Source organism: Salipiger pallidus, assembly GCF_014643635.1.
Lineage (GTDB): Bacteria > Pseudomonadota > Alphaproteobacteria > Rhodobacterales > Rhodobacteraceae > Salipiger > Salipiger pallidus.
On record NZ_BMJV01000003.1, the window covers coordinates 1 to 13247 of the forward strand.

Genomic DNA, 13247 nt, shown 5'->3' on the forward strand with positions numbered 1-13247 from the left:
CCCTACAATGCTAACCTTCTCCATGGACGCTTCCTCCTCGTAGCGAATTTCGACACCGCTACCTTGGCACAGCGATGCCGTGAGGGGGCGTCCACACCATCAAGAAGCCCATCGAGGTGATCGTCGGGTACTCGGCCGGGGGTGGCACCGATGTCATGGCGCGCACCGCCGCGCCCTTCATCGAGAAATATCTCGGCGACGGCGCAAGCCTTGTCGTGAAGAACATGCCCGGTGCCTCCGGCCAGATCGGCGTGACCGAGGCGGCCAATGCCGACCCTGACGGCTACACGCTCGGCACCTTCAACCTGCCGGGCATGATGGCGCGCACCATCGACCGCGAGGCCGGCTACGACCGCGACAGCTTTACCTACCTGGCAAACGTGGTGAACGATCCCAACGTCATCGTCACCTCCAAGGACAGCGGTCTCGACACACTGGACAAATTGCTCGAAGAGGCCAAGGCAAACCCGCTCGCGGTGACCGTCGGCATGTCGAGCCTTGGCGGCGATGACCATTTCGCGCTGATCAAGCTGCAGCAGGCCACCGATACCGAGTATACCATCGTTCCCTTCAAGGGCTCGGCTCCCGCACGGACCGCGCTGCTGGGCGGCCATGTCGCCATGGGCATCCTGAACATTTCGGAAGTGGCTGAATTCCAGGACCAGCTGAACGTGCTGGGCGTCGCCACGAATGAGCGTTCGCAATTCGCCCCCGACCTGCCGACCTTCAAGGAGCAGGGACTGGACCTCGTGAACGGCTCCATGCGCGGCTTTATCGCGCCTGCGGGTCTGCCCGAGGACGTGCAGGCCAAACTGATCGACGCCTTCTCGCAGCTGTCCGATGATCAGGAATTCCTCGATGCCATGGCCGCGACCGCGAACCCGGTTGAAGTGGTGACCGGCGAGGAGTTCAAGCAGCTGACCTCGGATCTCTACGACCTCGCCAACAGCGTGTGGCAGACCACCCCCTGGAACTGAGGCCATGTGCGTGAGGGGGAGGCCTCCCTCACGCCATCCAGTCGGATAGGGCATCGCCCTTAGACATCTCACCCCTCATAGCGAAGGCAATCTCATGCCCGAGAGCCGTAATTCCCGTCTGACAAGGCCCGAAACCCTGACTGCTGTCGGCATCATCGTGGTCGCCGCCGGGTTCCTTGTTCCGACCTATGATCTGCGCGCGATTTCCGCGCTCTTACCCGCCGCCATGCTGATCGGACTGATCGTGCTGTCGGTGTTCCTGTTGCTTGCCGATCAGCGCAAGGCCAGCGCCGGTGAAGACGCCGCGCCCATGACCACCTCGCCCAAGCGGGTGATCGGGGCCTTCCTTATGATCGTCAGCTACGCGCTGGCCTGCGATTTCGTCGGCTTCTACATCAGCACCGCCGTGACGATCCCACTGGTGGCGTGGACCTTCGGCTATCGCAGCCCAGTGGGCCTGCTGATTGCGACCGTGATCGTCGTTGGCACGATCTGGGCGATCTTTGATTTCGGGATGTCGCAGGACTTCCCCACCGGTCGTCTTTGGGGGCGCTGAACCATGTATTCCGATCTTCTCCATGCCCTGCCGGATGTCTTCGCCTGGACGAATTTTGCCGCTGTCGTGATCGGTGTGATCGCGGGCATCGTCGTAGGCGCAATGCCGGGCCTGTCGGCCACCATGGCGATCTCCGTCCTCGTTCCCTTCACCTTCGGCCTTGAGCCACTTGTCGCGCTCGGTCTGATGGCGGGCATCTATAACGGCGCGATGTATGGCGGCGCCATTCCCGCCGTGCTGCTGCGTATTCCCGGCACGCCTGCCGCCGTTGCCACCACATTCGACGGCTACCCGATGGCGCAGAAGGGAGAAGGCGGGTTCGCCCTGCAGGTCGCAGTCGTGTCCTCGTCGATTGGTGGCATCGCTTCGGCCTTTGCGCTGATGCTGCTGGCGCCGCCGCTCTCCAAGGTGACGCTGCTGTTCGGCCCGTCCGAGGTCTTCTGGGTGGCGGTCTTTGGCCTCGCGTCGATCATCTTCCTGCTGGGCGGAAACCCGATCAAAGGCCTGATCTCCGCCTGTTTCGGGGTCTTCGTTTCGGTGATCGGCTCTGACCCGATCTATGGCAACGACCGCTTTACCTTTGGCCAGCTCGAAATGCTGGACGGCATCAACATCGTGATCCTGCTGGTCGGGCTGTACGCGCTGCCGCCCGTGATCGACCTGCTGGAAACGCCGCTCAAGACCGATGGTGTCAACAGTTCCAAGCTGGGGACCGAGCCGATCTGGAAGGCGCTGCCGCGTATGAACTACTGGAAGACCTGGCTGCGTGGTTCCTTTCTTGGCATCTGGATTGGCATCCTGCCCGGCGCGGGTGGCTCCATGGCGGCCTTCATGTCCTACAACGAGGCGCGCCGCACCTCGAAGCATCCCGAAACCTGGGGCGAGGGCGAACCTGAGGGCGTCGCCGCCGCCGAGGTCGCCAACAATGCCGACACCGCATCGGCGCTCATCCCCGCGCTGACACTGGGCATCCCGGGCACCGCCGTGGCTGCGGTCATGTTGGGTGGCCTGCTGGTGCATGGCCTGCAACCGGGGCCGATGCTGTTCCGTGACAACCCGGACATCGTCTTCGGCTTCATGTGGCAGTTCCTGTTCGGCGCGATCCTTCTGGTCCTGTTGGGTGGCTCGCTGGCGACCAACTCCTTCGCCCGCCTGCTGAACCTGCCGCGCCCGCTTCTGGGGTCGGTGATCATCGTGCTCATGCTGATCGGCGTCTATTCGATCCATGGCCGCATGTTCGACGTTTACCTGATGCTCGGCTTCGGCGCGATCGGCTGGGTGATGGACCGGCTCAAATTCCCGCTGCCCCCCGTTGTGCTTGGCCTGATCCTGGGCGGCTTCGCGGAAGAGAACCTGCGCCTTGCCCTGCGGATCGGACGCGGCGACCCGATGGTGCTGTTCCAGAACACCACCAGCCTGATCCTGGTTGCGCTGACCGCCGCCGTGGTTGTCGGCCCGACGCTGAAAAAGCGTTTCATCGACAGCCGCAAGAAAGCATGACCGCGAGCCCGCATCATAAGGTCCGCGAGGATTGGCTGGCCCTGGGGCAGGAGGAAACTCTTGCCCCGGAGCAGCCTATCTTGGACTGCCATCATCATCTGTGGGACCGGCCCGAAGGGCGCTACCGGGCCAAGGAGCTGATGGCGGATGTGGGCGCGGGCCATGACGTGCGGGCGAGCCTTTATGTTCAGTGCCGCACCGGATATCGCGATCACGGCCCAGAAAGCCTGCGCCCGGTGGGCGAGGTCGAAACCGTGCTCGACTGGACGCGCGGGCAGGATCGGTTTCCGGCGGGCATCATCGCCATGGCGGACATGCAACTGGGCGGCGATGTGCGCCCGGCGCTCGACGCGCTGACCGAGGCGGGGCAGGGCCGGGTGATCGGCATCCGCAACACCACCGCCTGGCATGCCGATCCGGCGGTGCGCTCCAATCCCAACCCGCCCCCCGAGGGCCTGTTGCAGACAAGCGCCTTCGTCGACGGTGCACGGGTGCTGGCCGCCCAGGGCCTGCCGCTCGATGTCTGGGCCTACCAGACGCAACTGGATGAGGTCCGCACCTTGGCCGAGGCCGTGCCGGAGCTGACCGTCATCGTCGACCACTGCGGCGGCCCACTTGGCGTTGGCCCGCATGACCGCTTCAACACACAGAATTTCCGCGCCTGGCGTGATGCGCTGGCCCCTGTTGCGGCGCTGCCCAACACGCGCATCAAGATCGGTGGCTTCGGCCTTGGGGTCTTTGGCTGGCGCTACGCCGACGCGGCGCTGCCGCCGCATTCCGAGACACTGGCCGAGGACTGGCGCCCGTGGGTGGACACCTGCCTCGAGCTCTTCGGGCCGACCCGCGCCATGTTTGAAAGCAACTTCCCCGTGGACAAGGGGCAGGTGAGCTACCGGACGCTGTGGAACGCTTTCAAACGCCTTGCCGCTCCGCTGAGCGCGGGCGAGCGCGATAGCCTGTTCTGGCGCAGCGCGGCGCGCACCTACGGCATCGACGACCAGATTTTCGCACATGACACTGGGAGGATACTGTCATGAAAACACCCCTTACCGCGCTTGCGCTGGCCCTCACGGCCACCGCCGCATTCGCCGAATACCCCGACAAGCCCGTCGAGGTGGTCGTCGGCTATTCCGCCGGTGGCGGGACCGACGTGATGGCCCGCACCGTGGCGCAATTTCTTGAGCAGGAACTGGGCGATGGTGCATCCGTCGTGGTCAAGAATATCCCCGGTGCCGGTGGCCAGATCGGCTTTACCGAGGTCTCGGAGGCGGCGCCCGACGGCTACACGTTGGGCACTTTCAATCTGCCAGCGGCCCTTGCCCTGACCAAGGACCGCGCGGCGGATTACGACGTGGACAGCTTCACCTATCTTGCGAATTTCGTCGAGGACCCCAACACGATTACCGTCGCGGCCACATCGCCATTCCAGACGCTGGACGAACTGATCGACGCGGCCGAGGCCGACCCCGGCGCGATCACGCTGGGTCTGTCGAGCCTTGGCGGAAACGATCATTTCGCCGCCAACATGATGCAGGACGCAAGCGGCGCGGAATTCACGCTGGTGCCGTTCAAGGGCGCTTCAAACGCGCGCACCGCGATCATGGGGGGCCATGTGGCCGCCGGAACCATGACGCTGGGCCAGACCTCGAACTTCCCCGACGACCTGCGCGTGCTGGCGGTGCTGGCCGACGAACGCTCGCCCTTCCGCCCGGATGTGCCGACCGCCAAGGAGTTGGGCTATGACGTACAGATGTCCTCCTTGCGCGGCATCGTCGCTCCAGCAGGGCTTGACGAAGCGACAACCGATCGGCTGCGCGCCGCGCTGAGCGCCGTCAACGAAAACCCCGACTTCCAAGCGATGATGGCCGAACAGGGCAACCCGATCGCCTTCATGGTGGGCGATGACTTCGCCGAGACCGCCTCCAAGCAGGACGGCATCGCTGCCCGGATCTGGGCTGAAACACCCTGGAAGTAAGACCGCTGCAGTAGAGAGACGACTGAGTTTGGGGAGGAGAACAGTATGAGATACGGGACGGGCACCGCACTTGCGGCGGCGCTGCTGCTTGGCGCGCTGCCGGCATCCGCCGAGAGCGATCCTGACATGTCGGCACGCCATGTGGAAGCCGCAGAGGCCGCCGCGGGACAGGAGCTTGCGCATGTGCTGGGGCATTGCAAAAAGATCGGCAAATCCTTCACCATCCCCCATGACAAGGGGCACGAGATGCTGGAGCGCCTGATCGGAAAAGGCGATCTGCGGTCCACGGCGATCTTCGACAACCTAGTCTTCCTTGGCACGTCCTGGACCACGACGTGGGCGATCCGCACATCCGATGGCATCATCCTGATCGATGCGCTCAACAACGAAGACGAGGCTAAGCGCTTCATTGAGGGTGGGCTGCGTGAGGTCGGGCTGGATCCGGCTGACATCAAAAAGATTGTCGTGTCCCATGCGCATGGCGACCACTACGGCGGTGCCGCCTACCTCAAGGAGAAGTACGGTGCCGAGATCATCATGTCGGACACCGACTGGCAGGAGCTGGAGAAGGATGAACTTCAGTTCGACGACCCGCTCTGGGGCCGTCCGCCCAAGCGCGACGTCAGTGTTTCCGATGGCGATACGGTGACGCTGGGGGACACGACGATCACCCTGCTGGAAACGCCGGGCCACACGCCCGGGACCCTGTCGACCATCGTTCCGCTGACGGACGATGGCACGGCGCACAAGGCGATCATCTGGGGCGGCAACGGGCTGAACTTCGGGCCGAACGCAGCGCAATTTGTTCAGATGATCGAGTCTCAGCGCCGTCTTGCAGCGATGGCGGGGGAGGAAGGTTTCGACGTGTTCCTGTCGAACCACAAAACCCTTGATGCGACCTACGCCAAACTCGACGCCATGGAGGCTGGGTCCGATGGCAATCCCTTTGTCATCGGGACGGGCCAGGTGGAGCGGGCCTTCACAGCGATGAGCCATTGCGTCGCTGCACAGCTGGCAAGCTTCGACCCTGAGGCCGTTCCAACGCACTGAAACAAGATGGACCGGGCTGCAACGCCCGGACCAATGCTTTGAAACCGGAGGAAAATCAATGACCATCAAAACCCTCGGCGCCGCCGCGCTGATCGCCGCGTCCGCCACCGTCGCGCATGCCGACGACTGGACCGCCTACACCTATTCGTCCGTCTCGACGACGTCTGCCGTCAAGGGCATGCAGCGCATCGTCGACCGCGTCGCGGAAGACAGCGACCTGACCATCGACCTGCACCTTGGCAAGACCTTGCAGATCGCGTCCGCAGACATCACGCAGGCCGTGGGCGATGGCATCATCGACATGGCGGCGGATTTCTTCTTCTCGGGCAGCGTGCCGATCGCGCGGGTGTTGAACCTGCCGATGCTGATCGAGAGCGACGAGGAATGGGCCAAGGCCTATGAGGCGATGGAACCGACGCTGGTCGATGCCTTCGCCCAGCAGGGTGTCGTGCTGCTGGGCAGCTATCGCTACCCGGAGCAGACGATCTTCACCACGTTCGAGATCAGCTCGCTGGCAGACCTCGAGGGCCACAAGATCCGCGTGACCTCGCCCGAGCAGGGCAAGTTCGTCGAGATGTTCGGCGGTGCGCCGATCACTTTGTCCGGCTCCGAAGTGCCGACCTCGCTGGAACGCGGCGTGATCGAGGGCGTGCTGACCGCCTCTGCTGGCGGCGCGAAGAACTGGCACGAGTTCCTGCCCTACAACTACCGCTTCGCAGTCAACTACGGCAACTCGATGATCATCGCCAACGAGGACAGCTTCGACGCGCTCTCCGAGGACACCCAGACCAAGCTGCGCGAGATCGTCGCCGAAGAAGGCCCCGCGACCACCGCGGCCTTCCTTGAAGACGAGGAAGCGCAGAAGGCCTCGCAATCCGAGGCGGGCATGACGCTGCTGGACGCGGCTGAGGGCGACGCAGAGATGGCGGGCGAGAAGCTGGCGCCGTTCTGGGAAAGCTGGGCCGAGGAGAACGGGCCGGAGTATGTCGAAGCCCTTGCCACCGTGCGTGAAGCCATCGGTAAGTAAGATGCAGATGCAGAGCAAAACGGGGCCGGCATCGGCCGGCCCCATTTTCGACGTTGCCGCGCGGATAACGGGCGCGGCAACCGGCTTGGTCCTCGTTGCTCTCGTCTCGCTGGTCTGCCTCGAGGCGCTGCTGCGCGGCGGCTTCAACTACTCGCTGGGCTTTGCCGAGGAACTGACGGGCTACGGCGTGGTCTTCATGACCTTCTTCGGCGCGGCCCTCTCGCTGCGGCGCAATGCGATGTTCCAAGTGCATTTCCTGCTGGACACATGGCCCGAGGGCACACGCCGCTGGCTGATCCGCGCCTTCGTGCTGATCGCGCTCGTGATCTGCGTGATCCTGATATGGAAGACCAAGGACCTGACGCTGTCGTCATTTTCGCGTGGCAAATTTGCCCCGACCGTCCTGCGCACACCGCTGTGGATTCCGCAGATCATCCTGCCGGCGGGCTTCTCCGTTCTGGCGTTTTTCCTGGTCGAGAAGCTGCTGCTGACCTTCCGCAAATCTGAGGAAACCTGACATGGAAGCGATCCTCGCCTTCGGCCTGCTGATCGGCCTGATCCTTGGCGGCATGTGGGTACAATTCGCCGTCGCGGGCGCGGGCCTGACCTATATATGGCTGCTCAAGGGGTTTGGCGGCTGGAAGGCGCTCGGCCTTGTCAGCTGGGGCGCGGCCAACAGTTTCACCCTCGCCGCCATTCCGCTGTTCGTGCTGATGGCCGAGATCCTGCTGGGCTCGGGCCTGTCGACGCGGCTTTACAATGGCGTCGCGCCTTTCATGCGGCGCCTGCCGGGCGGGTTGTTGCACACAAACATCGCGGGCAGCGGCATCTTCGCGGCGATCTCGGGCGGCTCGGCGCCGACCGCCGCCGCAATGTCCACCGTCGCCCTGCCGGAATTGTCCGCGCGCGGCTACAACAAGCGTCTCGTCGCCGGATCGCTCGCTGCGGGCGGCACGCTGGGGATCCTCATCCCACCGTCGATCACCATGATCATCTACGCCACCTTCACCGAAACCTCGATCGCGCGCCTGTTCGCTGCCGGTCTGGTGCCGGGCATCGTGCTGGCGCTTTGCTACATGGGCTTCATCATGGCACGTGTTCTGATCAACCCCAAGCTGGCGCCGAAGACCGAAGCAAAGGCAAGTGTCGGTGACCTGGGACGCGCGCTACTCGACATCGTGCCGTTCCTGATGCTGATCGTCATCGTTCTTGGCAGCATCTACGGCGGTTTCGCCACCCCGACCGAGGCCGGGGCCGTGGGCACAGTCGGCGCAATCCTGATTGCCGCGCTCTATCGCAAGCTCAGCCTGCAACTGCTCAAGGATGCCCTGTCGCGCACTGCCTCGATGAGCGGCAATATCCTCTTCATCGTCTTCACCTCGATGATCTTTGCCTATGCCACCGCTCTGTCAGGCATCGGGGAGGACCTCGTCGGCATGCTGGAAGAAGCCAATGTCTCGCGCCTGACCTTCCTGCTGATCATCATGGTGGTCTTTGCGATCCTGGGCTGCTTCATGGAAGGGCTGGGCATGATCGCGATCATCGTGCCGGTGATCTTCCCGGCGCTGATGGCCATGGACGTTGACCCGATCTGGTTCGGCGTCTTCGTGGTGATCCTGGTGGAACTGGGTCAGCTCACCCCGCCGCTGGGAGTGATCCTCTTCGTCGTCGCCTCCTCGTCGAACGAGGTGAAGGTCGAGGATGTGATCATGGGCACCTTGCCCTTCTTCCTCATCATCGTCGCGTTCATGCTGCTTTTGATCGGCGTGCCCGACATCGCGCTGTTCCTGCCGGAGTTCACGTTCGGATGACTCACACCTATCCTTTTCCCGAGCCGGTCATCATCGATGCCGAGGTCTTCACCGAGCTGCCCGCCGCGCTGCGGCGCACCGGCCAGCCATCCTATTGGGCGGAGAAGAACCGGCGCGGTGCCCCCGCGGACAGTTTCCTTGAAGGACCGTCGTTTGATACGGATGGGAACTTGTGGTTCGTCGACATTCCGTTCGGGCGGGTGTTCCGCGCGGATCCGGCGGGCGAGATCTCCCAGATCGCGGAATACGACGGCCAGCCCAACGGGCTGAAGATCCACCGCGACGGGCGGATCTTTCTGGCGGATTACCAGAATGGCATCATGCTGCTGGATCCCGCCACGGGGGCGGTGACCAAGGCGCTTGGTGATGCGGATACCGAAAGCTTCAAGGGCTGCAACGATCTGCATTTCGGGCGCGACGGGGCGCTCTATTTCACCGATCAGGGCCAGACCGGGCTGCAGGACCCGACGGGCCGGGTCTGGAAATGGCAACCTGAAACCGGCGCGCTGACCTGCCTGATCGACAAGGTGCCCAGCCCCAACGGGTTGGTGCTGGATCTGGCAGAACATGTGCTGTTCCTTGCCGTGACGCGGGCCAATGCGGTCTGGCGTTTGCCCATGTCGCCGTCCGGGCGGGTCAACAAGGCAGGGCTGTTCATCCAGTTTTCGGGCGGTCGTGCCGGACCGGACGGGCTGGCGCTGACTTCTGATGGCGGCGTCGTGGTCTGCCAGACCGGTATGGGCCTTGTCTGGGTGCATGATGTGCTGGGACGGCCCATCGCCGTAGTGCGTAGCCCGCGCGGTCTGGGGTCCACCAACTGCGCCTTTGGCGGGCCGGAGGGGAGGACCCTCTTCATCACCGAAAGCGACAGCGGCAGCATCCTGAAGGCCGAGTTTCCCGAAAGCCTCGGTATTGGTGGCGCACCGATGTTCTCGGGCGCGCTTTAGACCGGGTGCAGGATTCCGGGGCCGATTTCTGACAGGTCCCGGAGACCCAGCAGGCCGAGATTGCGATGCACCTCGGCCTTCAGGATTTCAGCGGCGCGCTCGACCATCGGCTGACCGCCCAGCGTTGCTGCATAGAGAAACGGCCGCCCTACCAGCACCATGTCCGCACCAAGCGCCAGCGCCTTGATGACATCGGTGCCGCGCCGAATGCCTCCGTCGATCAGCAGCGCCATGTCGCCCGCCTGCACCCGCGCCTCGGGCAGGATGCGCAACGGCGAGATGGCGTGATCCAGTTGGCGCCCGCCATGGTTCGACAGGACCACCGCATCACAGCCAAGCGCGCGGGCCTGCGCAACGTCGGCGGGCGCGATCACGCCTTTCAGCACCAGCTTGCCGGGCCAGAGGTCGCGCATCAGCGCCAGGTGATCCCAACTCAGGTGATCCTTGCGCCCGAAATCCCGCGCCGCCTGTTTCGAGATGATCGGCGCGCCGCGCACGGCATCGGAATTCTCGAAATGCGGCATGCCCCGCATCAGCGTGGGCAGGAAGGTGCTTAGCACCCAACGGGGCTTGATTGCGAAGTCCCAGATCAGCCGTGGCTTGACCTTGAGCGGTGTGGAAAAGCCCGCGCGCATGTTGTTTTCGCGGTTGGCCACCACGGCGGTGTCAGCGGTCAGCACCAGCGTGCCGAAACCCGCCGCCCGCACGCGGGCGATCAGGGCGCGGATTCGGTCCTCCTCGCCGGGCAGATAGGCCTGGAACCATGCTTTCGGGTTGGCCTTCACCACATCTTCCATACGAGTGAGAGACGACCCCGAGAGCACGAAAGGCAGGCCCGCCGCCGCCGCCGCGCGGGCGAGGGCCACGTCCCCGTCGCGGGCCATCAGCGCCGAAAGCCCCATCGGTGCGACGCCGAAGGGCGCCGTGTAGCTTTCACCCAGAAGGGCGCAGGCGGTCGAGCGCCCCTCGACCCCGCGCAGCACGTTCGGCGCCAGCCGCCAGGCGTCCAGCGCATCGCGGTTGTCCTGCCCTGCCGCGCCTGTCTCGGCAGCGCCTGAAACGTAACCGAAAAGCGGGCGCGGCAGACGCCGGCGCGCGGCAGGTTCGAAGTCATCCAGAGTCAGAAGCATCAGAAACCGTAGAGCCTTTCAGGGTTGCCCCACATGCACCGCGTGAAGCTATCCTGGCTCAACGCCCCGCGACACAGCTCCAGCATCGGCGGAATTTCGGGGACCGGCTCGGGGGTCATCACATGCGGCCAGTCGCTGCCCCAGATGATCTGGTCGGGGAAGGCTGCGCCAAGGCGTTCTATCAGCGCGCTCAGGTCGCCGTAGGATCCGATATCGGTGCTGACCCGCGTGGGCGACAGCTTGGCCCAGACGCAACCTGTCTCGAGCAAGCGGAACAGGGGGGCCGGTGCGGCAGGATCGACATGACCCATGTGGTCGAGAACCAGCCGCAGCCCCTCGGGCAGACTGGCGACCATATCGGCGAGCCGGTCAAAGCTGCGAGGCTCGGTGTTCAGCTCGATATGCCAGCCGATCTCGGCCACGCGTTTTGCAAGTTCTGGAAGCTGATCAAGCGCGCTGTCCCCGAGCCTTGCACGGTCCTGAATGCGGGTCGCGCGGATTCCTGCAGCGTGCAGTGCTTGCAGGTCGGCATCGGCGTCGATCATCGCAACGCCGCGCAGGGCGACGGGTCCGTCGGTGCTCAGAACCTCCACCAGCCGGCTGTTGTCCGTCCCATCGACCGAGGCCTGCACCACAACCGCACGGCGCACGCCCAGCGGCGCGGCCTCGTCCATATAGTCGCGGATGTCGCGTGCGGGCGGCACATAGGCGCCGGTCTGCGGGGCCTCGGTCTTGGCAAAAGAGTGGATGTGGCAATCGGTGATCATAGGCGGGGCTTTCTCAGGCTGAAGAACAGGCTGATCGCCAGCGATAGCACAGTCAATGCCACAAGCCCGATGGTGATGGGCGAGCCCACAAAGATGCCATAGCCACCGCCCGAGGTCAGAAGGGCCTGCCGCAGGCTTTGTTCGAACGGCGCGCCGAGGATCAGGCCGATCAGCAGTGGTGGCAGGGGGAAGTTTGCGCGCCGCAACAGGAAGCCCAGCACGCCTGCACCCAGCATCACCCAGACGTCAAACAGGCTGTTGTTCACGGAAAACGCGCCGAAGATGGCGAGGATGGTGATCGCAGGCAGCAGGTGGCGCGGCTGGATGCGAGTGACGTGGATCGCCACACGGAAGAACAGCAGGCCAAGGATCACCGTCGGGATGGACGACAGTAGAAGCGCCTCGAAGATGGCATAGACCTCAAGCCCGTGGTCGCGGAACAGGAACGGCCCCGGCGCCAGCCCGTGCAGCATGAAGGCCCCCAGGATCACCGCCGTCACCGCATCGCCGGGGATCCCCAGTGCCAGCGTCGGTACCAGCGCGCCGCCGGTGACGGCATTGTTTGCTGCCTCGGGGGCGGCGACACCTTCGGGCGCGCCCCTGCCGAACGCATCCGGATCGGCAGAGCGCGAGCGGGCGAGGCTGTAGCTCATGAACGCGGGTACGGTGGAGCCGATCCCCGGCAGGATGCCGACAAAGGTGCCGATGAGTGAGGACAAGAACAGCGTCATCCGCATCCGCCACAGTTCAACGAACCTCACGACGAAGCTTTTCAGTGGCGGCACCTCGACATCGCCCACGAGCGTTTCACGGTCGAACGCCTGCAAGAGCACCTCGGACATGGCGAAGAGGCCGATCAGTACCGGGATCAGCTGGAACCCGTTCTCAAAGGCGAAGGATCCGAAGGTAAAGCGCGGCGTGCCGCTGATCGGGTCAAGCCCGACGATACCGGCGCAGGCCCCGACGAGAACCATGATCAGCGCGTCAAGCTTCGATCCGCCACCGAACAGAACGATGACCAGCAGGGCGAACAGCATCAGCATCGCCATCTCGGCCGGGCCGAAATCCAGTGCGAAGCGCGCCAGGGGTTCGGCAAGGGCCATCAGGACGAGGCAGCTGAAGATGTTGCCGACTACGCTGGCATAGAGGGCAAAGCGCAGCGCTCTGCCACCCTCACCACGGCGTGCCATGGCGAAACCGTCGATGGCCGTCGCCGCGGAGGATGGCGTGCCCGGCACGTTCAGCAGAACCGCCGAGATCGACCCGCCGAAGATCGCGCCTTGGTAGACGCCAAGCAGCAGGATGATCGCCGGGATCGGCTGCATCGAGAAGGTGACCGGGATCAGCAGCGCGATGGCCATGGTCGGGCCAAGGCCGGGGATCGCCCCGATGATGATCCCCGAGACGATCCCGACAAGCGCGGCGACCAGCACCCAGAGGTTCAGAAGTTCGAGAAAGGCATCGACAAGCATGGCTTGCGCTCCTTTGAGGTCTGGAATGGATCGGC

Annotated in this window: 13 protein-coding genes; 10 read left to right on the plus strand and 3 right to left on the minus strand. The window is 64.3% G+C overall.

The features are described 5' to 3' along the window. The first annotated feature begins 116 nt into the window (after positions 1-116). The 10 genes from IEX41_RS07980 to IEX41_RS08025 all read left to right on the plus strand — a co-directional run bounded on the left by IEX41_RS07980 (position 117) and on the right by IEX41_RS08025 (position 9843). A complete protein-coding gene (locus IEX41_RS07980; protein ID WP_229673049.1) occupies positions 117-977 on the plus strand; it encodes a tripartite tricarboxylate transporter substrate binding protein in 861 nt (286 codons plus the stop codon). Positions 978-1071: 94 nt separating this feature from the next. Continuing rightward, positions 1072-1533: a tripartite tricarboxylate transporter TctB family protein gene (locus tag IEX41_RS07985; protein ID WP_188789723.1), complete on the plus strand. Its 462-nt coding sequence runs from the start codon at positions 1072-1074 to the stop codon at positions 1531-1533. Between the two features lie 3 nt (positions 1534-1536). Beyond that, positions 1537-3033 carry a tripartite tricarboxylate transporter permease gene (locus IEX41_RS07990; protein WP_188789724.1) on the plus strand — a complete coding sequence of 499 codons (1497 nt, stop codon included), beginning with the start codon at positions 1537-1539 and terminating at the stop codon, positions 3031-3033. An 80-nt stretch (positions 3034-3113) separates the two neighbouring features. Next, entirely contained in the window at positions 3114-4070 is a 957-nt protein-coding gene (locus IEX41_RS07995; protein WP_229673050.1) for an amidohydrolase family protein, read from the plus strand. Continuing rightward, positions 4067-5008 (plus strand): tripartite tricarboxylate transporter substrate binding protein, encoded by a 942-nt coding sequence (locus IEX41_RS08000; protein ID WP_188789726.1) that lies wholly within the window; start codon positions 4067-4069, stop codon positions 5006-5008. Before IEX41_RS07995 ends, IEX41_RS08000 begins: the two co-directional genes overlap by 4 nt. Before the next feature lie 45 nt (positions 5009-5053). Further along, complete coding sequence (locus IEX41_RS08005) at positions 5054-6058, plus strand: MBL fold metallo-hydrolase (RefSeq protein ID WP_188789727.1); 1005 nt, start codon at positions 5054-5056, stop codon at positions 6056-6058. A gap of 58 nt (positions 6059-6116) precedes the next feature. Then, complete coding sequence (gene dctP, locus IEX41_RS08010; RefSeq protein ID WP_188789728.1) at positions 6117-7085, plus strand: TRAP transporter substrate-binding protein DctP; 969 nt, start codon at positions 6117-6119, stop codon at positions 7083-7085. A gap of 7 nt (positions 7086-7092) precedes the next feature. Continuing rightward, positions 7093-7602, plus strand: coding sequence for a TRAP transporter small permease (locus IEX41_RS08015; protein WP_229673052.1), 510 nt, complete (start codon positions 7093-7095; stop codon positions 7600-7602). A gap of 1 nt (position 7603) precedes the next feature. Then, entirely contained in the window at positions 7604-8896 is a 1293-nt protein-coding gene (locus IEX41_RS08020; protein WP_188789730.1) for a TRAP transporter large permease, read from the plus strand. Continuing rightward, complete coding sequence (locus IEX41_RS08025; protein ID WP_188789731.1) at positions 8893-9843, plus strand: SMP-30/gluconolactonase/LRE family protein; 951 nt, start codon at positions 8893-8895, stop codon at positions 9841-9843. Before IEX41_RS08020 ends, IEX41_RS08025 begins: the two co-directional genes overlap by 4 nt. Here IEX41_RS08025 and IEX41_RS08030 read toward each other — a convergent pair. Genes IEX41_RS08030 through IEX41_RS08040 form a run of 3 tightly spaced genes read right to left on the minus strand, consistent with a single transcriptional unit; the run spans position 9840 to position 13212 of the window. Continuing rightward, positions 9840-10973 carry an alpha-hydroxy acid oxidase gene (locus tag IEX41_RS08030; RefSeq protein WP_188789732.1) on the minus strand — a complete coding sequence of 378 codons (1134 nt, stop codon included), beginning with the start codon at positions 10971-10973 and terminating at the stop codon, positions 9840-9842. The two genes, IEX41_RS08025 and IEX41_RS08030, sit on opposite strands and share 4 nt — an antisense overlap. Beyond that, a complete protein-coding gene (locus IEX41_RS08035) occupies positions 10973-11740 on the minus strand; it encodes an amidohydrolase family protein (protein WP_188789733.1) in 768 nt (255 codons plus the stop codon). Before IEX41_RS08035 ends, IEX41_RS08030 begins: the two co-directional genes overlap by 1 nt. Further along, the gene (locus tag IEX41_RS08040) at positions 11737-13212 is read right to left on the minus strand and encodes a tripartite tricarboxylate transporter permease (RefSeq protein ID WP_188789734.1); all 1476 of its coding nucleotides are present in this window, start codon (positions 13210-13212) and stop codon (positions 11737-11739) included. Before IEX41_RS08040 ends, IEX41_RS08035 begins: the two co-directional genes overlap by 4 nt. Positions 13213-13247 lie beyond the last annotated feature (35 nt).